Origin of the sequence: Paenibacillus catalpae (genome assembly GCF_900112695.1) — a bacterium.
GTDB lineage: Bacteria > Bacillota > Bacilli > Paenibacillales > Paenibacillaceae > Pristimantibacillus > Pristimantibacillus catalpae.
In genome coordinates this window covers 137,188-160,880 of record NZ_FOMT01000002.1, presented here as the reverse complement: position 1 = coordinate 160,880, position 23,693 = coordinate 137,188, and the positions used below count along the sequence as shown (strand labels likewise).

21 protein-coding genes are annotated in these 23,693 nt (G+C 47.3%); 7 read left to right on the top strand and 14 right to left on the bottom strand.

The features are described from left to right. Positions 1–72: 72 nt before the first annotated feature. Positions 73–762, top strand: coding sequence for a TetR/AcrR family transcriptional regulator (locus BM200_RS08430; protein ID WP_091183902.1), 690 nt, complete (start codon positions 73–75; stop codon positions 760–762). A 569-nt stretch (positions 763–1,331) separates the two neighbouring features. Here BM200_RS08430 and BM200_RS08425 read toward each other — a convergent pair. The 7 genes from BM200_RS08425 to BM200_RS08390 form a co-directional block, all read right to left on the bottom strand. Then, positions 1,332–2,012 (bottom strand): SdpI family protein, encoded by a 681-nt coding sequence (locus BM200_RS08425; RefSeq protein WP_091183899.1) that lies wholly within the window; start codon positions 2,010–2,012, stop codon positions 1,332–1,334. Between the two features lie 6 nt (positions 2,013–2,018). After that, complete coding sequence (locus tag BM200_RS08420; protein ID WP_091186185.1) at positions 2,019–2,309, bottom strand: autorepressor SdpR family transcription factor; 291 nt, start codon at positions 2,307–2,309, stop codon at positions 2,019–2,021. 140 nt (positions 2,310–2,449) lie between these two features. Next, the gene (locus BM200_RS08415; protein WP_091183895.1) at positions 2,450–6,541 is read right to left on the bottom strand and encodes a galactose-binding domain-containing protein; all 4,092 of its coding nucleotides are present in this window, start codon (positions 6,539–6,541) and stop codon (positions 2,450–2,452) included. A gap of 431 nt (positions 6,542–6,972) precedes the next feature. Beyond that, a complete protein-coding gene (locus BM200_RS08405; protein WP_091183891.1) occupies positions 6,973–7,296 on the bottom strand; it encodes a lipid-A-disaccharide synthase N-terminal domain-containing protein in 324 nt (107 codons plus the stop codon). A gap of 2 nt (positions 7,297–7,298) precedes the next feature. Further along, complete coding sequence (locus BM200_RS08400) at positions 7,299–8,006, bottom strand: glycosyltransferase family 2 protein (RefSeq protein WP_091183888.1); 708 nt, start codon at positions 8,004–8,006, stop codon at positions 7,299–7,301. After that, positions 7,999–9,036, bottom strand: a complete 1,038-nt coding sequence (locus BM200_RS08395; protein ID WP_091183886.1) for a GDP-mannose 4,6-dehydratase — start codon at positions 9,034–9,036, stop codon at positions 7,999–8,001. Before BM200_RS08395 ends, BM200_RS08400 begins: the two co-directional genes overlap by 8 nt. A 27-nt stretch (positions 9,037–9,063) precedes the next feature. Further along, positions 9,064–9,417: a hypothetical protein gene (locus tag BM200_RS08390; protein WP_245772948.1), complete on the bottom strand. Its 354-nt coding sequence runs from the start codon at positions 9,415–9,417 to the stop codon at positions 9,064–9,066. A gap of 122 nt (positions 9,418–9,539) precedes the next feature. On the opposite strand from BM200_RS08390, the gene BM200_RS08385 reads away from it, so the two are divergent. Further along, positions 9,540–10,013: a MarR family winged helix-turn-helix transcriptional regulator gene (locus BM200_RS08385; RefSeq protein ID WP_091183884.1), complete on the top strand. Its 474-nt coding sequence runs from the start codon at positions 9,540–9,542 to the stop codon at positions 10,011–10,013. Positions 10,014–10,184: 171 nt separating this feature from the next. On the opposite strand, the gene BM200_RS08380 is transcribed toward BM200_RS08385, so the two are convergent. Beyond that, on the bottom strand, positions 10,185–10,757 hold the full coding sequence (locus tag BM200_RS08380; RefSeq protein WP_245773003.1) for a nucleotidyltransferase family protein: 573 nt from the start codon (positions 10,755–10,757) through the stop codon (positions 10,185–10,187). Positions 10,758–10,956: 199 nt separating this feature from the next. On the opposite strand from BM200_RS08380, the gene BM200_RS08375 reads away from it, so the two are divergent. Then, the gene (locus BM200_RS08375; protein ID WP_091183878.1) at positions 10,957–11,460 is read left to right on the top strand and encodes a Crp/Fnr family transcriptional regulator; all 504 of its coding nucleotides are present in this window, start codon (positions 10,957–10,959) and stop codon (positions 11,458–11,460) included. Positions 11,461–11,481: 21 nt separating this feature from the next. On the opposite strand, the gene hmpA is transcribed toward BM200_RS08375, so the two are convergent. After that, positions 11,482–12,723, bottom strand: a complete 1,242-nt coding sequence (gene hmpA, locus BM200_RS08370) for an NO-inducible flavohemoprotein (protein WP_091183876.1) — start codon at positions 12,721–12,723, stop codon at positions 11,482–11,484. A gap of 413 nt (positions 12,724–13,136) precedes the next feature. On the opposite strand from hmpA, the gene BM200_RS08365 reads away from it, so the two are divergent. Next, positions 13,137–16,634 (top strand): hypothetical protein, encoded by a 3,498-nt coding sequence (locus BM200_RS08365; RefSeq protein WP_139230765.1) that lies wholly within the window; start codon positions 13,137–13,139, stop codon positions 16,632–16,634. Positions 16,635–16,839: 205 nt separating this feature from the next. On the opposite strand, the gene BM200_RS08360 is transcribed toward BM200_RS08365, so the two are convergent. After that, complete coding sequence (locus BM200_RS08360) at positions 16,840–17,286, bottom strand: GNAT family N-acetyltransferase (RefSeq protein ID WP_091183871.1); 447 nt, start codon at positions 17,284–17,286, stop codon at positions 16,840–16,842. A 121-nt stretch (positions 17,287–17,407) separates the two neighbouring features. On the opposite strand from BM200_RS08360, the gene BM200_RS08355 reads away from it, so the two are divergent. Beyond that, positions 17,408–18,004: a YdeI/OmpD-associated family protein gene (locus BM200_RS08355; RefSeq protein WP_091183869.1), complete on the top strand. Its 597-nt coding sequence runs from the start codon at positions 17,408–17,410 to the stop codon at positions 18,002–18,004. Between the two features lie 3 nt (positions 18,005–18,007). After that, positions 18,008–18,802: a Nif3-like dinuclear metal center hexameric protein gene (locus tag BM200_RS08350; protein ID WP_091183867.1), complete on the top strand. Its 795-nt coding sequence runs from the start codon at positions 18,008–18,010 to the stop codon at positions 18,800–18,802. A 156-nt stretch (positions 18,803–18,958) separates the two neighbouring features. Here BM200_RS08350 and BM200_RS08345 read toward each other — a convergent pair whose 3' ends face one another. Continuing rightward, positions 18,959–19,381, bottom strand: coding sequence for a universal stress protein (locus tag BM200_RS08345; RefSeq protein ID WP_091183864.1), 423 nt, complete (start codon positions 19,379–19,381; stop codon positions 18,959–18,961). Between the two features lie 214 nt (positions 19,382–19,595). On the opposite strand from BM200_RS08345, the gene BM200_RS08340 reads away from it, so the two are divergent. Further along, positions 19,596–20,063: a GyrI-like domain-containing protein gene (locus BM200_RS08340; RefSeq protein WP_091183861.1), complete on the top strand. Its 468-nt coding sequence runs from the start codon at positions 19,596–19,598 to the stop codon at positions 20,061–20,063. 55 nt (positions 20,064–20,118) lie between these two features. Here the strand turns inward: BM200_RS08340 and BM200_RS08335 are convergent, their stop codons facing one another. From BM200_RS08335 to BM200_RS08325, 3 genes are all read right to left on the bottom strand, one after another. After that, positions 20,119–21,726, bottom strand: coding sequence for a DUF3502 domain-containing protein (locus tag BM200_RS08335; protein ID WP_091183860.1), 1,608 nt, complete (start codon positions 21,724–21,726; stop codon positions 20,119–20,121). Between the two features lie 73 nt (positions 21,727–21,799). After that, positions 21,800–22,714 carry a carbohydrate ABC transporter permease gene (locus BM200_RS08330; RefSeq protein WP_091183857.1) on the bottom strand — a complete coding sequence of 305 codons (915 nt, stop codon included), beginning with the start codon at positions 22,712–22,714 and terminating at the stop codon, positions 21,800–21,802. Between the two features lie 11 nt (positions 22,715–22,725). Beyond that, a complete protein-coding gene (locus tag BM200_RS08325; protein WP_091183856.1) occupies positions 22,726–23,691 on the bottom strand; it encodes an ABC transporter permease in 966 nt (321 codons plus the stop codon). Positions 23,692–23,693 lie beyond the last annotated feature (2 nt).

The following is a 23,693-nucleotide window of genomic DNA, read 5'->3' as shown; positions in this document are numbered from 1 at the left end:
TTAGTTTGACCAATTTCATATTCCCTAATATTCGTGTATACTTCTTACATAGGAAGAGAGGTTGAATGCTTCATGGAGACAACCAATAACGAAACGCAGAGCTGCCGATACACGGATGAAACAACCAAAAACAAATATGTAATAAAGCTTCTGCATCCCGTTAAGACAAACGGCTTTCAGGGACTTCGCATGGATGACATCGCCAAGACAATGGATTTGTCCAAAGCGACCTTATATAAGTACTTTCCTTCTCGTGACGAGATTATAGAACGATTAACGGCCCTATATATTAAATATGTGGTGTGTGATGAAGCTAAGCTGATGGAAGGAAGCGCCGAGGCATATGTCCAGGGCTTTCAGTCCACCTTCTCCCAGACGCTTCTTATTGCAAACTATGGAACGGAGCCCTTTTTCCAGGATTTGCGCGAGGTATATCCGCAATTGATGGCTTCGATTGAAGTTGCGATCAGTGATCGCAACGGCCGTCTGCGGGAATTTTATGAACGTGGAATTGCGGAAGGGTATATGAATGATTTGAATGCCATGCTGTATATTTTGCAAGATGAGCTTATCCTGCAAAAGCTTCTCGATCCGCATTATTTGATGAGGAATAATTTGACGCTGCGTAACGCAATCTGGGACTATTATCTGATCAAGAAGCAGCAGCTGTTCAAGCCAGAAGTGCTTGCCCAGATCAATGACGAAGCTATGTCAGAGAAAGTCGATTATTTGGTTAGAAAAATCACTTTCGGTGTGGCTTAAGCGTTTTTCAGAAAGCTGCTTTTGGTTTTCTGAAAAATCGCGGTTCCCAAGCGTTTTCTCGAAAGATGCTTTTGCTTTCGAGAAAATCGCAGTTTCCCAAGCGTTTTTCAGAAAGCTGCTTTTGGCTTTCTGAAAAATCGCGGCTCTCCAAGCGTTTTCTCGAAAGATGCTTTTGCTTTCGAGAAAATCGCGGTTCCCCAAGCGTTTTCTCGAAAGACGCTTTTGCTTTCGAGAAAATCGCGGTTTCCCAAGCGTTTTCTCGAAAGATGCTCTTGCTTTCGAGAAAATCGCTGTCTGGCTGCGTTGGAATTCATGCAGCGTAATGCACCGTTTTCGCCCAGTAACTTAAGCTACATTGGATTACATGCCGTATAATCCAATCATTTCAGAGGAGGAAGCCGGGCTTGTGCATTTTTATTGGAGTAAATCCAACGTAGTACCGGACGACCTCCAGTGTAACCTCATTTTACTGGAGTAAGTCTAATGTAGGATGCTTCAGCGTTTTCCCCAAGCATATAAACCAAGAAAAGCAGCTTTGTTGGGATAGCCCCCGCAAAGCTGCTTCTCATTTACGCCTTCTTTTTCGCTCCAGCATGCAAAAGATACGAGTACAGGTACGGTACAACGACACTTAGCAGAATACCAATCGCCAGAACTACAATGAGCCACTTCGCAGGCAGCAGGCAAGCTCCCAGAAGCATCAAAATCCCCGCAATAAACCATAACCTCGCGCCTATTCGGTGCGTCATGCGCCAATTGTTCTCGTCGGAAATCGCCCAAGGCGTCTTGATCCCGACAAAGAAGTTGCTGCGGAGCTGACCCATCCGGTTGCCAATGACCATCCACATTACACCCAATCCGCCAATAACGATATTAACAAAAGGCAGATCATAATCGAGATTTTGCAGCATCATCAGCACAAAGGCTCCATGGATAAACAGGCTGACGGTCCACCGCATCAGCATGTAATAACCGCTAAATCGGGCATAATTATCACGGCGCGGGTCTACGGTTCTTATCACCGATAGGAAGACGGGCAGCACAATGCCAATACCTGCGTATACAAGCCACATGTTGGATTTAGCCATCGTACCGTCCTGCTCGCCGTTAATATTGTAATGACTGCCCACTACATCCGGAAGCTGATGATTAAATAGGAGAAACACAATCCCGAAGATAGCAGCATTAACGAAGAGCAAGATCCAATCCTGCTTTGACCAAAATACGGTTTGTTTTGTCGTTTCATTCATGTCTATTCATTCCCCTTTCGTACCGAGCATCCCGAGGAACCAGCCCATCGCTTCCTGCACGACGGTCATATTAAGCGAGTACACCCGGTTCTGGCCTTGCCGTTCTTCTGTAACGAGCTTCGCTTGCTTAAGCAAGTTCAAATGATGAGAAATACTTGGCTTAGAAATATTAAACTGATCGGCAATTTGTCCGGCGGATAAATCCTGTTCCCTCAGCATCTGAAGAATTTGACGACGGGTTGGGTCAGACAACGCCTTAAAAGCATCATTCAAGTGGCTCACCCTCTTACGAATCATTTGATATTTAGATAATAATCTAAATATCAAATTAAAGCAAGAGCAATTAAGGCTTATTTTCAATTTTTAGATTTCCACTAGCAAAGAAAACCCTGCAACCAATTGGTTGCAGGGTTCACGATTCAATCGATTATTAAGGATTAATACCCGTAAACATCAAAGCTCCAAAGCGAGTAACCCCATTGGGTGCCGCGCTCCGTGCCCAGCATGCGTACATATCGGCCGCTGCCGTTTACATTCTGATCAAGATCGCTGCCCGTGCCCGTAGTTGTGCTGTACAGGTCGGTCCAGCTGTTGCCGTCCGCCGAAATTTGCAGCTTGAACGACTTGGCATATGCCGTCTCCCATTTCAGCTTGATGCTGGTCACCGTACGGCTTTGCCCAAGATCCACTGTAATCCACTGCGGATCAGCGCCTGTCACCGATCCCCAGCGCGTGCCAGGGTCATTGTCCACCGCCGAAGCAGGAACAAACGGTTCCTGATAAGATGAAGCTGTTGCCGTCTTGCCTGTCGACAAGAGCGTAGAGTTCGAGGCTGTTGCCGCATGGCCGTATACTTCAACCTCAAACAGCGAGTAGCCATATATTGTGCCGCGCTCGGTCATATTAATCCGGACATAACGCCCTGTTCCCGTTACGTTGAAGTCATCGGTTCCGCCGTCACCGGTTGTTGTTGTATAAATGTCAGACCAGCTTGAGCCGTCCGCCGATACTTGAACCTTGTACGATTTGCCGTACGCCGTCTCCCAGCTCAGCTTCACTCGGCTTAGCTGCTGCGAGGAACCAAGATCAATGGTAAGCAATTGCGGATCTGCATTTGCAGCCGATGACCAGCGGGTTTGCGCATTGCCATCCACCGCATTAGATCCGGCAAAGGGAGCTTCCGTCGATGATACCGTTACCGTCTTATTCAGTGCAACGTTAGTATCGGTTCCATTGTTGCCGCCATTGCCGTTGTCACCGCCGTTATCTCCGCCGCTGCCAATTGGAGCCCAGTTATCGCCCGTATTGGTGTTCACCATCGGATTTACCGAAACCAGCGATTTGGCTGCCACGACAGCCGTACCCGTCGTTCCGGCAGCGTTCTTGAACGTTACCGTTACAGGGCTTGCCGTCGGGTTCCAGATTTGAGCGGTATATGCGCTTCCTTTCTTGTACACCGTTGCGCTTGTCCAGCCGGTTGCCCAGACGTCCTTCGTGCGGGTGCCAAGCGTCTGCATGTTATGGATGAACCAGTAGGTATTGAAAATTTCGTTCTTCTGCATGCTTGTCGCGCTCCATTTGTTAATGACCGCCTGCGGGTCGCTTAACGCCTGGATCGGCCATACGATATGGTACCAATCTGTTTCCGGACCGCCATTGTCCGCTACAAAGCCGCTGTACAGACCAGCCGCTTTGCCCGGTACAAGGCTGTAGCTTGTCAAATATTCCGCCGTCGGCAGCCAATGGATGCCGTATACATAAACCGGATCCCCGTTAAAGAAAGTACCATAGAAGTTTGATGCCCCATACACTTGTCCAACTGTTTTGTGCGTATACTGCGGAATCCAGTTGTCGCCGTCGTAGTTGAACCAGTATTGCATCACCGCGTTCAGCTCGGTCGTAAAGCCGTAGATCGCAGCGTTGCGGAATGCCGTATCCCCGTTCGTCAGCGCCCACATATATTGGCCAACCCAGCCAAACAAGGATTCGCCTGCCGCTTCCTGGTTGTTGCCGTTGTCATTATCCGCATAGCCGCCTGCCCATGAATGGCCTTCATAAGGGTCAAAGCTGCGGAAGAACGGGAACATGGAATCCGTACGCGAAGGGTTCGCATAGTCCCGGACAAGATGATCGATCATCGGCCCGTATTGGGTCTTGAAATCATTATCGAAGGTTGCCAGTACAGCGGAAGCAAATACATAGTAGCCATACGTGAAGTGATGGTCCGTAATGCCGTTGTTCGCGCCAAACTCACTGGATTTGTAATACGTCGTACCCCAATCGGAGTTATAGTACAGGAAGTAATCCTGTTCACCATTCGTGTACGTATACCAGTCGGTCAAAATGGACTTGATCCGCGACAGGAATTTATCCCGGTAAGCCGTCTCGCCAAGCTCATTGGCTGCCAGGGCGCCCATCGCAAGCGGATGAAGCTTCTTGCCTTGCCAGTAAGCATCGGCAGCCATCAGATTGCTGGTGGTTTCTTCATCCAGCGCTTTCAGGTAGGACACCATCAGCGATCTGTCATAAGCGGAATCCGTCGGCTCTGTGAATTGCGGCACGATGCCGTAGAACCGGTCAACCGTCGTAAAGGCATTGCCTTCACGAACTTTCAATGTCCCGCGGACGGATGGATAGGTCAGCGCCGTAAGCGGAGTCGAAGACACTTTCCATTGATGCGGAAGCAGCGTGGTGAGCGCCTGATTCGAGAAGCCCGTGCGCTTCAGCGCCGTCGTCAAGGTGTAATCCGTTGTCACTTGCGAGGTTGATTCGTTATAGTTGTAGTTCACTTTGGTATCCGTTACGAATGCATAAGCATGCTGGTAATAGTAGTTCAGGTTCGAAGCAGCCGGCATAGCTGCGATGGACAGATAGTTTCCGCCGCTGCCAAGCTGGATTTTAACCTTAGCTCCAACCTTCTTAAACACCGTTCCTGCAGGAGCAAAAATTCCATAGTAACGGGTATGGGAAGCGCCGCTGCCATCCGTATTCACCAGCTTCACGCCGATGTGGTCGGTTGTCAGGGTTGCGCCTTCCGTTGTCAGAACGGAGTTTCCGTTGTCGTCAAACAGCTGCGTAATCAACGAAGAGTAAATCTCTACCGAGTTCGGGTCAGCGAAGGTATTGTAAACGTAAGGAGAACCTTTGACGAAGGTGGATTTCATTTTGTCCGTCGCATCGTCACTTACAACCGCATCCACGGACCAGTCTCCATACCCGGTTACACGGGTTTGAATCTTGGAAGTATTGATGCTGTTTGACATTACATACAAATCCGGATTGCCGTCGGCATTTACCGCTCTGCCATCCGAAGACAGCCAGCCTGCTCCCGGATTCAGGATGCCAAGACCTTGCTGGAAGTACTTCGCTTTCAGCGGCAGGGTCACCAGATAGTCGCCATATGGTTTGATCAGAATCGATTGCCACCAGTCATTCGAAGGAATTGGCGTCTGAATGTTAGAGGATTTGTTCGCCGGATATTTCGGTTGCGGCATATGGATGTCATTCATTAGATAGCTGCCGGAGCCCGATTGCACCGCACTAGGTGTAGGCAGTGCCGGAATCGTATAAACCGGCTGCGGCTGACCTGCGATATAATCATATACCTCAAGCTCAAGCAGCGAGTAGCCAAAGCTTGTTGCGCGTCCGATGCCGTTCATCCGAACGTAACGCCCGTTTGTATATAGCGGGATCTCTTGTTTTCCGCCCGCAAAGTGAAGCTCGCGATAGACGGTTGTCCATTGCGTGCCGTTATTCGATACTTGAACATCATAAGCCCGTCCGGCTGCTGCTTCCCAGTTCAGCACGACACGACCGATCTGGTGAGAGGAGCCAAGGTCAACGTAGATCCATTCACTGTCCGTTGCATTCGACGACCAGCGTGTTGCTGCGTTGCCGTCTACCGCATTAGCCGCCACTGTCGAGCCCGGCGGCAAATAAGCGGAATTTTCAGTCGAAGATGCAGTCACCGGTTTGTTAAGCGCAACGTTTGGACCGTACACCACCGGAGGAGCCGTTGAACCGCCTGTACCGTATACTTCAAATTCCAGAATCGAATAGCCATAAGCGGCAAGAGCGCGCTGCGTGCCGTACACTCTGACATAACGGCCGCTTCCCGCAAGAGTCAGATCATCAACACCGCCGTCTCCGGCCGTTGTCGAATAGACATCGTTCCAGGTTGATTCGTCACTGGATACCTGGATTTTATAAGCCGTCGCATAAGCGCCTTCCCAGTTAATCTTCACGCGGTCAATCGTGGCATTCGCACCAAGATCGACATAAAGCCATTGCGGATCTACGCCCCACTGGCTTCCCCAGCGGGTGCCGGTTGAGCCGTCTACTGCCAGATTGGCCGCATTGCCGCCTTCCACGGAAGAGGCGTATGCGGTTTTATTTTGCGATAAAAGATAAGAGCCTGCGGCATGTGCCTCACGGATAAACAAGAACGATACGAGCGAAACCAGCATGACCGCGCACAACGTTAGTAGAAGCAGCTTTCTCGCCGCCCGTTCCCGATACATCATATACATTCGTCTATTTCCTCCCTAATCTACCTCATTGTTCTTGGCTATTCTTGGCTGGAGTTCAATCGCATGATTTGCCTCCCTACAACCCTCCTTCCTCAATCAACGATTGCTGGCAACGCTTTCATCGCCATGCACGGTTTAGTATACTGCCGCTGGATATAGGAAGAACATGCCAATATTTAGCGTTTTATGCCAAGATATCTTGTGCTTGTCCGGTCCCGATCAGATAACCCCGGTACCCTGTTCGGTCGGCCAATAAAAAGTCAGCCCTTAGCCACAAGCCCCAGCTCCAGGCGTACTCGGCCTTACATGGGAGATAAGATTCCTCAAGGGCCCTATCTAGCTCCGCGCACGCAAAAATAAAACACTTAAGGTCCCTTAGGGGCCTTAAGTGCTTCCCATTCGCCCGATTTCCGGGCAGTCCTGCCCCCGCATTACACATCCAGCGAATTGCTGTTCGCTGGTTGTACCTCCGACTTGCGGTTCAGCATAATATTGCGAAAGTAGATAAAGACGCTCGGCAGCTGGCCAAGCAGAAAGACCGGATCCCTGCGGTAGATCGCGTAGATGGACAAAACCGCGCTGCCCAGAATGCTGTAGATCCAGAAGGACTGCGGAACGACGGTCTTCTTCGCTTTCTCGCTCGCAAGCCATTGGGTAATAAACCGCATCGTAAACATGATCTGTCCGATAAAACCAAAGATAATCCATCCCATGTTGCCGGCCGACACATTTCCTATTATCGAATGCCACCACATGATTAATGGCCTTTAATCTGATAGCGAATGACCCGTTTGCGGAGCCAGCCAATAACGATCGCATCCATGAGGCCTACAAAAGCCCGATTAAATACACCGTATTTGGATACGCCGTGCTGTCTTTCCTGATGGGATACGGCTACCTCAACCACCTTAAATCCGTTGATTTTCGCCAAAGTCGGCAGGAACCGGTGCTGTCCCTCGTATAAGTAATAGCTGTCCGCCACTTCGCGCTTCATCAGCTTCATCGGGCAGCCGGTATCGTAGATTTGATCGCCTGTCAGCCAGTTGCGCACGCCGTTGCCGACACGGGACGAGACCTTCTTCACGACGGTGTCTCTCCGTCTTACGCGTTTGCCGTTCACGAAATCCATATTCGGAATGTACGGCATCAGCTTAAAAATATCCCGTGGATCGGTCTGAAGATCCGCGTCTATCAGCGCCACGAGCTCGCCGGTCGAGCCCTTCAGTCCAGCGTAGATCGCCGCCGTCTGGCCGCAGTTTTTCTCGAAATGTATCACCCTCACATGAGGATCCTGCTGCACCAGCTCATCCAGCAGAAGAGCGCTTCGGTCCTTACTGCCATCGTTTACAAGCACGATTTCATAGCTTTCTACTTTTTCTTTCACCGCGTTTGTAATCGATTCATGCAGCAGCTTAATATTTTCTTCTTCGTTATAAATTGGCGCAACGACCGATAATTTAACCATGTCTATTCCCCCTGTACCATGTAACAAACTTGTGTATTCCTTCGGCAAAATCGGTCTGTGGCCGGTAGCCGAACAGCCGATTCGCTTTGGATACGTCTGCATAGGTCTGCTCCACATCTCCCGGCTGATTAGGCAACGTGCAAATAAGAGCTTTTGTGCCAATCTCCTGTTCCAAGCTTGCAATCAAATCTCGGAGCGTAATGGTTCGGTTCGTGCCCAGATTCACAACTTCATAGACGCGATCCTTCTGTTCCACGTACGATAAAGCGCCCAGAATACCCGCAATAATATCGCCGATATACGTGTAGTCTCGCCTCGTAGTGCCTTCGCCGTACATCGTCAGCTCTTCGCCCCGGTCGAGCATCTTCACGAATTTGTGAATGGCCAGATCCGGCCGCTGCCGCTCTCCATAGACGGTGAAAAACCGCAGCATAATCGTATCGATATGATGCAGATGGTAGAAGGTATGCCCCAGCACCTCACAGGCCTTCTTGGTCGCCGCGTAAGGAGAAATGCTGAAATCGACGATATCCTCCTCGGAAAAAGGAACCTTCTTGTTGTTCCCGTACACAGAAGAGGAAGACGCGCAAAGCCATTTGCGGACGCCATGCTTGCGCATCGCCTCCAGAATATGAAGGGTTCCCTTCACATTTACATCCTCGTACAACAGCGGATCCTCAATGGAAGGCCGTACACCCGCCATTGCCGCCAAATGAATAACCGCATCAATCTTCTCGCTATCGAACACGGCATCCAGCTCGTCCATGCTTCGGATATCTGCCACAACCAGCCGGTAATGATCCGATTCTACGACGGTCTGAAGCTTGGCCAAATCCCCCGGCTTATCCTCTGAATAGAGATGTGGAAATACCGACCCTGTACTACTCAGGATATTCCTGATTTTGGTTTTATAGTCGTATACGTCATTGAAATTATCGATATTAATGACACGGTGGCCTTGAGCCAACAGCTGCTCGCATAGATGGGAGCCGATAAAACCCGCTCCCCCGGTTACGCAATACGTCTTCATTGTGCCTCCCGCAATGGATACCCGTGCTCACTTGCGCCGACTGGGTAGTATTGGAACCATTGACGGACGGATGAATCCCCGGACATACGAAAGATCCGCGCTGCCGTCTTCCTTAGCAGGCGTTCCTACTGCAATAAACAGGATATCGCTCGACTGCACGACTTGCTGAGCGCTTGTGGTAAAGCTTAGATTCCCATTGCGGAGGCCGCTATGCAGCAGCTCTTCCAGCCCTGGCTCATAAATCGGAGAAATGCCTTGGTTCAGACGATCGATCTTGGCCTCGTATACGTCCATGCAGGTAACCCGGAAACCATAACTGGAAAGCACAGCACCATGGACAAGTCCAACGTACCCTGTACCCATTACTCCTACGTTAACCATTTGTACCACCCCATTATTTTGGTGATAAATATTTAGTTTACCAACTTAACTATAATCATAATAATGAGAAATATGATATATTTCAAGTATAAACAATTAACAACTTACGGATTGGAGCAGGTATGGACAAAGATAACCAGCTGGAGATCATACAACGTTTGAGGGAATCATTTACGCGCTTTACAAAAGCCGAATGGAGACAGAAGTCGTTTAACGGGCTTAACCGGAGCGAGCTTCGCATTTTGTTTTGTATCATGGCGAATACGGATGACGGAAATCCCAAGATCAAAGTGTCCGATATCAGCAAGAAGCTGCTGGTCACCACCCCTACCGTCACTCAGCTTATCAAAAAACTGATGGCAGACGGGCTTGTGAAACGAACAGTGGATCCGGACGACAGACGTTCCGTGGGAATCGAGCTGACCCCTAAAGGAGAGCAGATTACAAAAGCGGCGGATGAGCAGTTTAACCAGCATCTTGGCGGCCTGATTGAGCATTTAGGCGAGGAGAATAGCTTGATGCTCGCTGAGTTATTGGGGAAGGCATATAACTACTATAATGAAAAAGATAAAACAAGCATAAACAGGCGTTCGTAAAGTTAGAAAAAGAGAGGGATATCCCTCTCTTAATTACATATTATTAAGATTTTTCATAGAGTATGACTTCGATTTACAATCCGATATTATTCTTCAGACCTTTATAGCTGCCGGCATCGGGGAATCCGTCTTGCGCAAGCAGCTTAACCCTGACCTGCATCAGATTACTCATTATATGTCACGCCTCCGATTGAGATGACTTCCATTGTCGTTGACCGATATTTCGACCTTGCTCCATCTGCTCTTCCAGTTTTTCTTCGCAAGACGCTTCTCATAGATCTGCATAAGTGCCGTCGATTGTTCAAAATGAGCCGTCGGACGGATAACAAAGCCGAGCAGATCCTCGATTCCGCAAGGCGCAGACAGAACAACCCTGCCGTGTTCATCTAACGTTAACCCTAGCGCGGTGACCGTCTCCGGAAACTTGGACATCGCATCAACGGATGAGGTATATGGTTGAATATCGTCATTATTGACAAGATGCATTCTCGCCTGGTTTTTGACCGACCAAGGAATGTCGGGGTGTTTCTCTCTCAGGCGCTCTTCCAGTACTTTCTCCAAGACTTCATCCGGCGCGGAAGGATCATAATAAATCACGTCCACATCCGGCAGCGAGAAGCGTTCCGTATAACCGTGCAGATAATCCCATACCTTGGACCTTACAAAGCCGGCACATACCCACGAATCGGGCAGATTCAAAGCCTTTGCCGCATGTAAAACCTCCATCATCCACTCGTCTTCCATCACGAGTTGAATGATATCCTGTTCGTTCTTAAGCCGTCGCAAGATAACCCTCCTCATCGAACGTAAGTTCTCTTAATCAGGATACATGATCTGGAAGGGAATGCAACATCCCAAGGCAAACTGTCGTATAATGAAAACAAAAAAAGCAAAGCCCATAACTTCAGGCTTCGCTTGTATATTAATGGAGGCTTCGCACCTTATGATCTTGCATAAAGGCGAGAGGTTATTTCTGCAGGGTGAGTCGGGACCACTCTTCCACCTTCGCAGCGGGCTGCTCAAAATCTTACGAGTTCACCCTGACGGCTCGCAAATTCTGGTGAACATCATTGTACCGGATGAAATCATTCCGCATCATTCTCTCATTACTCCTAACCCCTACTTCGGCACCGCAATCGCCCTTGTGACCTGCGAAGTGGATGTTCTTCCCGCTGCCTCTTGGTATCAGGAGCTGGAGCAGCAACCCGACCGGTACCGCTCCATTGCCCTGCAACTGCAGGACAAGCTGCGTATGATGCAGCAAAGGATTGATCAATTAACCGCAATCGCACCGGCGGACAAGCTGCGGAAGCTTGAAGCCTGGTTCGATCATTATATCTCGCCGGAAGCGCTGACCGATGTCCTGACCCAAGATGAGATTGGGCAGTTTATCGGCCTCCGGCGGGAGACCATTAACCGGCTGCTGCGTGCCAAGAAAGAGGGCTGAAAATGATCATCCGTACGGTATTTAGTTTGTAACGGCCGCTTTTTCCGATTCCTCGTCAAGACTGCCGGCTGGACCAAAGAATTCGTAATGGATATCTGCTGCAGGAACTCCCCACTGCAGAAGCAGGCGGTTGATATGAGCCATAAACGGAGTTGGTCCGCAGAAATAGAACGCAGCATCCTTCGACGGAATGATCTCCTGCAGCCACGGCAGGTCGATATAACCTTCCTTATGGAATACTCCCGTATCCTGCGCCGTAGGCTGGGCATAACACCAGTGAGCCGTTGCTCCGGATGTTTGGTTTACCTTTTCCTCTACCTGCTGCTTCAGAGCATGGAAGTCTCCGCTCTGAGCCGCATGGATAAAGGTAACCTGACGGTCAGATTTCGTATCCGCAAGCGTATTCAGCATGCTGACCATTGGCGTCAAGCCTACGCCCCCGCTGATCAGAACAACCGGACGGGCATCCTTCAGATCAAGCGTGAAATGACCGGCAGGCGCAGACAGCAAGAGCACATCGCCTTCCTTCACCTGTTCATGCAGGTATACCGAAACAACACCGGCAGGCTTCCCTGGCAGAGCATCCTCCCGTTTGACCGAGATTCGGTAATAAGGCTTGCCCGGCGCATCCGACAGGCTGTATTGGCGGATATGGGTGTTTGTCTCACCTGGAATATCCAACTTCACGCTCACATATTGCCCTGGTTCAAACGAAGCGATTGCTCCTCCATCCTGCGGCACCAGATAAAAGGATGTAATAACGCTGCTCTCCCGCACCTTGCGCTCCACCCGGAATTCCCGGTAACCGGCCCACCCTCCGTGCTGCTCCTCCGCTTCCTTATACATCTCCGTTTCCACACTGATAAACACACTCGCGATCACGCCGTAGGCTTCGGCCCATGCATTCAGAATTTCATCGGTTGCAGCATCGCCCAGCACCTCTTTGATCGCTTGCAGCAGATTTTGCCCGACAATCGGATATTGCTCTGCTGTAATGCCAAGACTGCGGTGTTTATGTGCGATTTGCTTGACAGCCGGCAGGATGGTCTCAAGCTTGTCAATATATTTTGCGGCTGCATAAACGGCATTCGCTAGTGCGGTCTGCTGTTTGCCTTGTCTTTGATTCGCATGATTAAATACATTCATAAGCTCGGGATGACTGGTAAACAATAATTGATAGAACCGTTTCGTAATAGCCGTTCCGTGAACCTCAAGCACCGGTACAGTCGATTTAATGATCGCTATCGTTTTTTCACTTAGCATGAAGCTCTCCCCGCTTTCTTAACTTGTTATGCTCCAAGTATACGGAAGAGTGCCCTCCCGCCGGTGTGATTCCAATCACACCAAATCGGAACGATATGTGAAGATAGTTTTTCCGGATTCAGGTAATCTGATCCCAGACATGTCCATCCCGCACGACTTCCACGTCATTTAACTTCATTCATTTAAGCCTCCTAGATTGTAAGCGTTAAACTCACCCCGCCTATTAACCTGAGTATGGAGGATAAAAAGCGCCGCGGCGTGGCTATTTTGAACCAAATAAACTAGGCGTTTGTGCTCATTTATTGATGAAAAGGGCGAATTTACATTTTCAATACTTCCTAATTAACAATCATCAAACAAAACTGAACTATTCTATTATTACTATATAAATAAATAGAAAGAAGTGAGTAAAGTTGAAAAGAAAATTGCTTTTATCCACTATTGTTGCTCTAACCATGTTGTTTAGTCTGGCTTACGGTGCATGGGCTGCGTCTAATCCGCAACTTAGCGACAGCTTGAAACCGGTAAAACAGGATAATCATGGACAGTCTAAGAAAATAACTCCGTTGGGATTTTCGTCTAACGTAAGAGTGTCGGACACATTTTCGTTTAAAACATCTTCAACGATAGATCTATTGAATATTACAAGCGGCAGTGTTCCACCTTATATTTCAATAAATGATGGAAAGGATAAACTAGATTTGTCTCATGCTAAAATTAGTGTGCTCAAAGGCACTGATGGAATAGCCTACGCGATAACGAATTTACCTGCCGTAAATAAAGCTAAATCTTACGGGCTGCAAATTAGTAATTCTAAAATTTCTTTGAAAAAAGCTGCTTTCAAACCGGCAAATTCTTCTAACACTAATCTTAGAATGCTAAATAACGCCATTCATCTATCAAGCATCGACAACGCAAATAGCTCTATTTATATGATCCCTCAATATGATGTTGAACAATTGCTTGCTGAAATCGATTCAACGGACCATTCGATTCAACATTATTCCGTTACAGATCGTTCGGGAAACGAAAAAAGGTTATCTGATGAAATCTTAAATAATGATAGACTAACTGTAGTTGCTGAAGACGGAACATCCAAATCGTATACCATCCAACTATCAACTTTAAAAGCAAACCTGCAGCAATATACAGCAGGTCAAACCCAGGATGTAATATTGGAATATTCCATCAATAAAACCACTCCGGAAAGAAAATATTTGTACGGCACGTTAACCTTTCATTTGCCGGATGGAATAACAGTTTCTCCTACCGATACGTTTGATTTAATTGGCCGCGGCTTCGTACAATTAAATGATGCGGCTATCGCTTCCGCAAAAGACTATAACCATTCGGGAAGAAACTGGGTTAGAGATATAAATTCAAATGAAGATTTACGAACAAAAGTGGCCATAACGGACGGTGGAAAAACGGTTTCTATAAAGGATACTGATTTTAGCGCATACAATGGCGTTGATGTTACGCTTGTTTTGAAAAACAAAAAAATGCCAAGTCATGGCGGAAACTTCAGCGCAACTTTTAGCGGCAAGGCTTATTCAGGAACACCTCGCGAAGCGGATTATACGGAAACAGGGACGGTAAAATTCAATATCGCTGCTAATGCAACCAATTTAGTTAGAAAAGCTGCTGATGTCTCCTATAACACCCCAACAACCGTTGTGCTGGAAGCTGATTCATTGAATAAACAAGCAAGCGTTTATGCAAGTTTAGACAAAGGTTTAACTTGGGTGAACACAGGAACCGTTCTAAAATCACAACAAGCGGTACTCTCGAACCTATTACCGGAGACAAACTACTCCTTTAAGCTAGTTACATCCGATGGAAGTTCAAACATGGTAAGCTATTATTCAGGCAAATATGACGTAACGAATTTTGGTGCTGTGGCCGACGCAAAGGTATCGGACAGCGCTGGTGACATCATTAAATATACCGGGTCGGATAATGCTGCCGCTATCAATGCGGCAATTGTTGCAGCAAGCAAAAATGGCGGCGGAACGGTTTACTTCAAAGGAGACTCGAACTTTGCCTCTAACAGCATCCATTTAAGAAGCAACGTACATTTATATTTTGACAAAAACGCTCAGCTTATCGCATTAGACCATATCGACTCAAGAGAAGCCCCTTTAAATTATCCCTTCGCATTGGGGCAGGATGACGGTCATGGCTATTGGGAAGATGCTCTTATGTGGGGCGTTCGCGTAGAGAATATAAAAATTATCGGGAATTCGGCCAAAATATACGGAAATATGAATCTATATACGGGATATAGTGATCCTTACGTTCCTGGTAACGGAACCAAAACCATTTCGTTCAAACTATCCAAAAATATCGTGGTTGGCGGAATGGATGAGGATCATCTTTTAACCATCGAACAAGGCGGCTGGTTTTCTGTACTAACAACCGGCTGCGATAACATTAGAGTTCAAAATATATTATTGCCCGACTCTACTTCCGGTCGTCAAAGAGACACATTCAACTTTATGCAAAATAACGACGCATCCGCTTATAACATTACAACTTTGAAATCCAGCAATGACGTTGCAAAATTAGGAAGCGACTTCTCTTTAGGATTTATTAGACACGTTTCTAACAACGATATTGAAAAAATTGTTGCCGGTGACATCGCAGGCGGAAATGTATTCCAGTTAGGCTCGGAAACCGTTGGAGATATGGAAAATATAACGGCGAAAAATTTAAGTCTTACGACAAATGCGAACAAAACCGGTGTTGCCATCTGGGTTAACGACGGTTCAAACGTAAGTAACGTAACCTTATCCGATTTACATTTAGAAAACACATCCGGCGGTATTGCTTTCGGCGTGTCTCCTCGCTTTGAAGGCGCCGGGCTTGACGAAGATGGAAGTCTTCAAACAGCAAGGCTGCCTCTTGGAATAAGAAGACCCGGTTCGATTTCAAACGTAACGGTTGATGGAGCTATTTTATCTAAGAACGCAGGAGGAGACGGAGCATTCCCCATTGTGATTCAAGGATATAAACGGTTTCCAAGCACCGGATCCGCAGGCCAGGTTGACGTTGGTTCAGTTGGAACGATTGTGGATGGAGAAACGTATCCCGTTCGCAATATTACGATTAAAAACCTTGAACTTACGGCGTCCTTTAATCCTGCAAAACCTGCTTCTAAGCCCGTTGTATCAAACACAACGGAAGTTATAGCTGAAGCTAAAAACGGGGGTAACTATCGAACGTCGTCCTATCCAAATGCGAGTGTATTCCCTGCCTATGGAATACTCATGAAATATGTAGATCATGTCACGATTCAAGACAGTTCAATAAAATATGAAGACACATTAAGAAATGACCGGTTTGCGATTGTTGTTGATAATGGAACTGACATTAACTTAAGCAACCTAAATATTTTACAAGGCGGGTTAATCGGCAGTGCTGTACAAGTTAGAGGTAACTCAAGTTATCATTTTAGCAACATCGGTGTTAAAACGTTCAATAAAAACTATAAAACGCAAACGGCAACTGTGTATCCTGACGCAAATGGCAGTACCAAGTTCGATAGTTCCGTACAGGCAAATTTAACGCAATCCTATGTTTTCCCGAGCATTGTCTCTGACACAGCCGTAGATATTGCCTATACAAGCACGCATATTACCTCCATTTCAGGAAGTGCAATTGACATTAAAGCCGGAACTACGGTTGCAAATGTTTTAGACGAGTTAATATCCCTGGATGGTGTCCAAACGATTTCCGTTGTAGATGGTAGTGGCCATGCTGTTGCTTCAACCGAAGTTATTACAACAGGCCATAGTCTTAAAGTGATTGCAGCCGATGGAACAAAAACGATCGTCTTACCGTTTTCGATCGATGGTGCCGTTACTTCTGGCATAGATGTAGATCGTGAATCCCTGAGTGAAGCTGCTTAAACGCAATGAACAACTCTGAATATCTTTTCGGGCCAACGCTTTTAGTGAATATCTAACACGTTCAGCCTTTGGAGCACAACAGGCATACGTATTCGTATGCCTGTTGTGCTCTTTTTGCGCTGACCCCAAACCGAGAATCAATTCGAATAGCGGAAAACGAAGGGTCGTTAATTGTTTAGCCTGTTTCAATTTAACCCTCCTAACCTCAGGTTGAAGGCTTTGCGATAAATCCCGTCTTAATCCCCCGAACAAAACCGGCCTTTTCGTAAAACTCTATCGTGCCTTCCTGCCTGGAGCTCGTCAGCAGCATAACCTTATAGCAGTTCTGTTCCCAAGCGATTGCGAGAGCTTCCTGCAGCACGCGGGTTCCGTAACCTTTCCTGCGGAAGTCGGGATGGGTGACCACATTTTCAATCAGGCCATATGGCCTTGCTCCTCTAGTTAAATTCGGAACAAGAACGAGGACACAGGCTGCCGCTATCCGGTCGTTATCTTCTACAACGAGATGGTGCATGTTGCGGTCCTGTTGGATCCGGTTCCACAGTTCCTGTACATCTGCCGCCTGAAGCTTCGGATCATCCGAATTTAAATAATGATATAAGTCCAATAGCTCTTGAAGCTCTTCTTCGCGGATTGCTCTAACATTGCTCATCCTTTATCCCCCTCTTTCGTAAATTTCATTTTATAGGAAAAGTTTGTAAACTCAAGACTTATACGTTCCCCATGCCAATGCTATAATATTGTAAGGAAACGGCATAAAGGAGACTCTGACGATGAGTAAATTAGAACAGCCTATTCTCTTCTTCCCGGGCCCGCCGGAATTCGAGGAATGGCTTGCAGAACAGTATGATCAATCATCCGGCATCTGGCTGCAGCTTTCCAAAAAGAATGCCTCCCGCCCATCGATTACCTATCATGAGGCACTCGATATCGCATTATGCTACGGCTGGATCGACAGCCATAAAAAAACGCACGACGAAGAAAGCTGGCTTCAGCGGTTTTCGCCAAGAGGGCCAAAAAGCATCTGGTCGCAGATTAATAAAGATAAAGTCGAAGCCCTTATCGCTGCAGGCAAAATGCAGCCAAGCGGCATCAAAGCCATTGAAACTGCTAAGCAGAACGGACTATGGGATAAAGCATATGAATCGCAGTCAAACGCCACTGTTCCTGAGGATTTTGCTCTCGAGCTGGCCCGCCATGAGAAGGCTCAACAATTCTTTGAAACGCTGGACAAGCAGAACCGCTATGCCATTCTGTTCCGCATTCATAATGCGAAGAAGCAGGAAACACGGATGAAGCGTATAGCGCAATTCATTGAGATGCTGGAAAAAGGCGAGAAAATCTATCCAAGCAGCAAGAAAGGATCCTAGTTTATGCCACTAACTGTTCAGGCCATTATAGATCAATTATGCTCATCGGTCCCTCCGATCAGCAACACGGTAGATATTCTGATGGCAGGCTATCCGGATACGGAGGTACGGGGAATTGCGGTTTCCTTTATGCCCACCCAGCAAGTTATTGAACGGGCCGTTGCATCAGGAGCTAATCTTCTCATCACTCATGAGCCGCTCTCTTACAGCCATCGTCATGAAGAAAAGCTAATCGAGAACGATCCGATCTATGCGCCAAAACAGAAGTTAATCGAGGATAGCGGAATCGCGATTTTCCGTTATCATGATTACTGCCATCGGAAGCAGCCGGATATCATTATGACGGGCCTGCTTGCCGCACTCGACTGGGAAGCACACTTAACGGAAATGCTGCCTGTTGCAGCGATTGTTGAGCTTCCGTCCATGACGGTCTCCGATGTCGCCGCGCATGTGAAGCGAAAGCTGGGGATGCCTTTCCTCCGTTTGACGGGAGAACTCTCCGCCCCATGCAGCCGCGTCGGCCTACTTGTTGGCTATCGGGGAGGCGCTTCAACAGCAATTCCTTTGATGCGAGAGCATGATCTTGACCTGCTGATTGTTGGGGAGGGACCCGAATGGGAGACCCCGGAATATATCCGGGATGCCGCGTATCAAGGCCGTTCGAAAGCTTTGCTCACCCTCGGCCACGCTGAAAGTGAAGAACCGGGCATGCGTGCCTTGAGCGTAGAATTGAAGCAGCAATATAAGGATGTGCCCGTGGAGTTTATTCCGATCCAACCGATCTTCCAAATTGTATGATCATGCTGCTTAACGATGCAGCACATCGTTAAGGCATCTTCTTTTGCGCGTTTTCAAGCTGTTTCAGCTGTTTTCTGGAACATGAACGTTGTGAAATATCTTTAAGAGTTGCACAGCAAAAAAGGCTGCCCGCAGGCAGCCTTTTTAAATGATATTTTATTTCACAATCAGAACCGGGCAATGCGCATGCTGGGATACACCATGGCTGACGCTGCCGAGCAGGATTTCCGAGACAAGTCCTACACCGCGGCTGCCCATTATAATCAGGTCAACTCCGCGTTCCTTGGCCGTTCGGCTGATCATAGTAGCAGGGTCTCCATTTGCCCTAAGCAGCGTGTAAGAAACCCCGGAGGCCTTCAGCTGTTCTGCGGCCGTGGAAAGGATTTCGTTTTCTTCCTTATCCAGCATCTCTCCCACGTCCACATAAACAAAAGCCTCATTCATCGCAATTCTGTCGGTGATATGAATAACGGACAACGGGATGTCTCGCCCCATAGATTTAACTAATTGTATGGCATGATCAAGCGCCTTATTCGCCTTCTGAGAGCCGTCAACGGGAATCAGGATATGATTATACATAACTGGTGCCTCCTTCAAAATGTAGTCCCTAACCTTTTGTTCCCCACTTCCATGCTGTTTCAAACGTTGTTTCTACATTTAGCATACTCCTCTTCAACATTTACGTCAACGTAAACGTTAATACAAACCCTAAAACTCCCTCTTTACAAGCGAACATATATTCGGTATTCTATTTATGGTTATATTTACCATGTGCCCTGGAGGGATATAAAAAATGAGCACTTACCAGATCGATAGAATTGAAAAAGAGGAGACCAAGCTGGTTGGTTACTCCATAACTGAAAGCCTCAATCATGTTCTGGAAACCAGAATTGTTGGCATCCTGCGCGAGAACCTGGCGGAACGGAAGAATGACATCAAGCACCGGAAAGCAGCGGGTATTCATTTAATTCAGATTTATCCCTGTGACGGACAATGGACGTTTGACGTCCCCTACCAGCATGTAGTCGCCTTTGAAGTAAGTGCCTATGAAGATATTCCAGCCGACATGATGACCTATACCTTGCCTCCAGGCCAATTTATCAAAATCGTCCATCGAGGTGCCGAGTCGGAGATTGGCAATACTTATGAATATATTAACCAAACGTTTGGCGAAAGACCCCTTGATATTGAATACTGGAGTGACATTCATTCGTTAGATCAAAGTGATTCACAAATCGATATTCTAATCCCGGCAAAATAAAGAAAAAACCGGGATCGGACGATTTACGTCCAATCCCGGCTTTTTTCCTTACTTATTAACCTTCAATCAGCTTTTTGTATGCATCCATTTGTTTTTGCAGTTCAGCAAGAACCTTGTCGTAACCAGCTGTTTTCAGCTTGTTACGGAATTCTTCAACCGCTTTAACAGGGTCGCCTGCTTTACCATAGGAAATAGCTGGACCCATCTCGCCCGTTACTTGCGTAATCGCTGTCAGCTCGGCTTCAACCGGTGTTTTGTCGAATACGAATTGGCCGTAAGGGTAAGGCTTTTTGATTTTGTCATACTCAGCATACAGCGTTTCTTCGAGTTGATCCCATGTTGTTACGCTTGGAATTTCGAATTTGTCAACACGGCCGCCCCAGAAGTCTGCATAGAAGCCGTCTTTAGTCTCGTCATAGCCTGCTGGCTGTTGACGTTTGCCATCAACAACTTCATATTGAACGCCTTCGATACCGTAGTTGATCAAGTGGTAAATTTGTTCATCGTTACGAATCAGATCGTAAGCCATCAGAGCACGCTCTGGGTTTTTGGATTTTGCACCGACCGAAGTACCGCCGTGAGTGATGGACAACTCAGTCAGGTTAGTGCCTCTAGTACGGTTGAACGGGAACATTTGCAGCTCAGAGCCCGGTTGGTCTTTATCCATTTGTACACGAAGACCGCCAAACGTTTGCGTATGATGCTGGTCCATACCGGTCAAGCCGGCACGCAGGGAAGCACGCGTATCATTTTTGTTGTTCAGCACGTCTTCACGCCAGAAGCCTTTGTCGGCCCATTCTTTCATCATTGTTGCATATTTCACCATTGTATCTTCGAATACAGGGCTGTTAATTGTAAATTTCTCATCGAACGATTTGGCTGTAAATACTGGCAGGTAACCGGTCGAGATCGGCAACTCAAGATTATCCGAATAGGAAGCGTTGAAACCGCCGAATGTACTAGTTCCTGAAACAGCGTCCCAAGGTATTACATCAGGCATGTTGTCTTTGATGTATTGCAGATATGTGCCAATGCCTTCCCAATCTTTAATTGGCTCTGTAATGCCTGCTTCTTTCGCCCAGTCGCCGCGGTAGAAGAAGCCATGGTTAACCCATTGTGTGTAATCATTTTCAGGGATCAGAACGATTTTGCCGTTGTATTTGCTTTCTGCCCAATCTTCCGCAGGGATTGAGTTAAAGGTTTGAGGTGCATATTTAGGAAGCAGATCATCCAGGTTCATGAAGGCGCCGCGTTGCGCGTTACCCCATGTATCGAGCCAGTCCGTACCGATTGTAATCAAGTCGATTGGTTCACCGGAAGCAAGCGCAAGGTTGTATTTCGTTTGCCAGTCCGTCCATTCAATCCATTTCCATTCCAGTTCTGCATTGATTTTTTCCTTCATGATTTTGTTGACTTCACCAAGTACTTTCTCAAACTGTCCGTTCGTCGGCTTGTTGCCAAGCACCATATAGGTAATTTTAACGAACTTGGAGGTATCCACGTCGCCGCCAGTGTTTGTTGATCCTTCTGTGTTTGTGCTTGCGCTGTTGCTTGGTTTAGCGGAATCTGCTGGTTTATTATCTTTGTTGTTATTACCGGAGCAGGCTGCCAAGCTGGAAGCCATCAAAATAGACAGCAAGATTGCAGAACTTTTCTTAAACATGCACGTCTCCCCTTTGTTTTTCAATATTGGGCCATGCCCATTATGTGAAGAGGCCTCTTCGGCCTTCGGCACATCAGCCTTTAACTGCGCCTACAGTAATACCTTTAATAAAGTAACGCTGTACGAATGGGTAGAACATAATGACAGGTCCAGTTGCTACAACAGCTGTTGCCATTTTCATGGACTCAAGCGGCACATCCCGAAGCGAAACATTGGAGGCTGCAGCAGAGTTGCGGACAAAATCGGCACTGGTAACTACGTTATATAAGAACAGCTGCAGTGGACGATATTCCATATTAGGCGAAAGGAACAGCATTGAGTTATACCATTCATTCCAGTAACCCAGCGCGATGAACAAACCAATCGTTGCAAGCGCCGGAGTCGTCATCGGCAGAATCAGGCGGATAAAAATGGTAAAGTCTCCTGCTCCGTCAATCTTGGCCGACTCTGTAATCGCATGCGGGATCGAGCGGACGAAGCTCTTCATCATAATGATCAGGAATGGGCTGAGAAGCCCTGGCAGCAACACCGCCATGTAATTGTCCTTCAGGCTCAAATATTGCGTAACAAGCAGATAGAAAGGAACAAGACCGCCGGAGAACAAGGTTGTGAAGTAGATAAAGAACGAGATCCCGTTCCGGTAACCAAAGTCCGGGCGTTGCAGCGCATAGCCGGTCATCGCTACGAGGAACAAGCCAACTGCCGTACCTACCACGGTTATAGCGATTGTTACGATATAAGAGCCCACGATAATATCGGGATTCTCAAATACGATTTTGTAAGCAAAGGTACTAAATTCCTTGGGCCAGAAGTTAAAGCCAAATTTCTTAATGGCCGACTCCGTAGTAAACGATGTACCCAGAATGAGAAGGAACGGCAGCAAACAGCTAAGTGCAAAGATGGAAATCACGATATAGCCAAACCATCTGACTATGACTTCGCTCGCATCAGTCCGAATGCTTCTGGATTCTACAATATTTTCTTCCATGTCAGCACCCCCTAGAATAACGAGTTTTCTGGCGACGCCTTCTTAACGAGCCAGTTGGCCGTTATAACGATAACGAAGCCAAACACCGATTGATATAAGCTTACTGCACTACCGATAGAGAAGTTGAAGTTGGTCATAAGCGAACGGAATACATAAGTTTCAATAATATCCGTTGTTGCGTACAACTGCGTATTGTTCGCGCCAACCAGATTGTAGAACAAACCGAAGTTGCCTTTCAGAATGCCGCCGAGAGAGAAGAGAAGCAAAATAATAAACGTTGGCTTCAGCCATGGGATGATGATGTAAATAATCCGTTGGAAAGCGTTTGCGCCATCGATTTCGGAAGCTTCAATAATCTCGTTATCAAGTCCCATAATGGCTGCAAAGTAAACAATAGAGCCGTATCCTGTGGACTGCCACAAGAAGGTGAATACGATAATGAATGGCCAGATCGCAGCATTCGAGTAGGTCTTAACCGGATCCATTCCAAACGATGCGAGTACATGGTTCAGCAGACCGTAATCATAGCTGAGAATGTTGTAAGCAATCAGACCGATCAATACGGCTGAGATGAAGTGAGGCAGAAACATCAGTGTTTGTGCGACCTTCTTGAACCATTTGCGGCGCAGCTCATTAAGCAGAATCGCCACGAATATTTGCAATACGTTACCCAGTACGATAAACACAAGGTTGTAGGCTACCGTATTGAAGGTCAGCCGCCACAAATCTCCGTTCATAACGAGGAAGCGGAAGTTATCGAAGGCGACAAACGGGCTCTTGAATATGCCGTCCGCGTAATTGTACTGAATGAACGCCAGATACACGCCTGGCATCGGCAGATAGGCAAATACGATAAAGAATGCAATTGCCGGTAAACACATCAGAAGCAATGTTTTGTTGTTCCAAAAACGTCTTAGTCTGCCGGAGCTTTCCGTACGCGGCTTACTTTGGATAGCAGGTTGTATAACTTTTTCCATTT

Bases quoted from the DNA above. Each gene is read 5' to 3' on its own strand.
- BM200_RS08425 (WP_091183899.1), bottom strand. From the start codon at position 2,012: ATGAATGAAACGACAAAACAAACCGTATTTTGGTCAAAGCAGGATTGG.
- BM200_RS08390 (WP_245772948.1), bottom strand. From the start codon at position 9,417: ATGGTTAACGTAGGAGTAATGGGTACAGGGTACGTTGGACTTGTCCAT.
- BM200_RS08415 (WP_091183895.1), bottom strand. From the start codon at position 6,541: ATGTATATGATGTATCGGGAACGGGCGGCGAGAAAGCTGCTTCTACTA.
- BM200_RS08380 (WP_245773003.1), bottom strand. From the start codon at position 10,757: ATGGAAGACGAGTGGATGATGGAGGTTTTACATGCGGCAAAGGCTTTG.
- BM200_RS08350 (WP_091183867.1), top strand. From the start codon at position 18,008: ATGCCACTAACTGTTCAGGCCATTATAGATCAATTATGCTCATCGGTC.
- BM200_RS08430 (WP_091183902.1), top strand. From the start codon at position 73: ATGGAGACAACCAATAACGAAACGCAGAGCTGCCGATACACGGATGAA.
- BM200_RS08420 (WP_091186185.1), bottom strand. From the start codon at position 2,309: ATGATTCGTAAGAGGGTGAGCCACTTGAATGATGCTTTTAAGGCGTTG.
- hmpA (WP_091183876.1), bottom strand. From the start codon at position 12,723: ATGCTAAGTGAAAAAACGATAGCGATCATTAAATCGACTGTACCGGTG.
- BM200_RS08355 (WP_091183869.1), top strand. From the start codon at position 17,408: ATGAGTAAATTAGAACAGCCTATTCTCTTCTTCCCGGGCCCGCCGGAA.
- BM200_RS08325 (WP_091183856.1), bottom strand. From the start codon at position 23,691: ATGGAAAAAGTTATACAACCTGCTATCCAAAGTAAGCCGCGTACGGAA.
- BM200_RS08405 (WP_091183891.1), bottom strand. From the start codon at position 7,296: ATGTGGTGGCATTCGATAATAGGAAATGTGTCGGCCGGCAACATGGGA.
- BM200_RS08385 (WP_091183884.1), top strand. From the start codon at position 9,540: ATGGACAAAGATAACCAGCTGGAGATCATACAACGTTTGAGGGAATCA.
- BM200_RS08400 (WP_091183888.1), bottom strand. From the start codon at position 8,006: ATGGTTAAATTATCGGTCGTTGCGCCAATTTATAACGAAGAAGAAAAT.
- BM200_RS08340 (WP_091183861.1), top strand. From the start codon at position 19,596: ATGAGCACTTACCAGATCGATAGAATTGAAAAAGAGGAGACCAAGCTG.
- BM200_RS08360 (WP_091183871.1), bottom strand. From the start codon at position 17,286: ATGAGCAATGTTAGAGCAATCCGCGAAGAAGAGCTTCAAGAGCTATTG.
- BM200_RS08345 (WP_091183864.1), bottom strand. From the start codon at position 19,381: ATGTATAATCATATCCTGATTCCCGTTGACGGCTCTCAGAAGGCGAAT.
- BM200_RS08335 (WP_091183860.1), bottom strand. From the start codon at position 21,726: ATGTTTAAGAAAAGTTCTGCAATCTTGCTGTCTATTTTGATGGCTTCC.
- BM200_RS08395 (WP_091183886.1), bottom strand. From the start codon at position 9,036: ATGAAGACGTATTGCGTAACCGGGGGAGCGGGTTTTATCGGCTCCCAT.
- BM200_RS08330 (WP_091183857.1), bottom strand. From the start codon at position 22,714: ATGGAAGAAAATATTGTAGAATCCAGAAGCATTCGGACTGATGCGAGC.
- BM200_RS08375 (WP_091183878.1), top strand. From the start codon at position 10,957: ATGATCTTGCATAAAGGCGAGAGGTTATTTCTGCAGGGTGAGTCGGGA.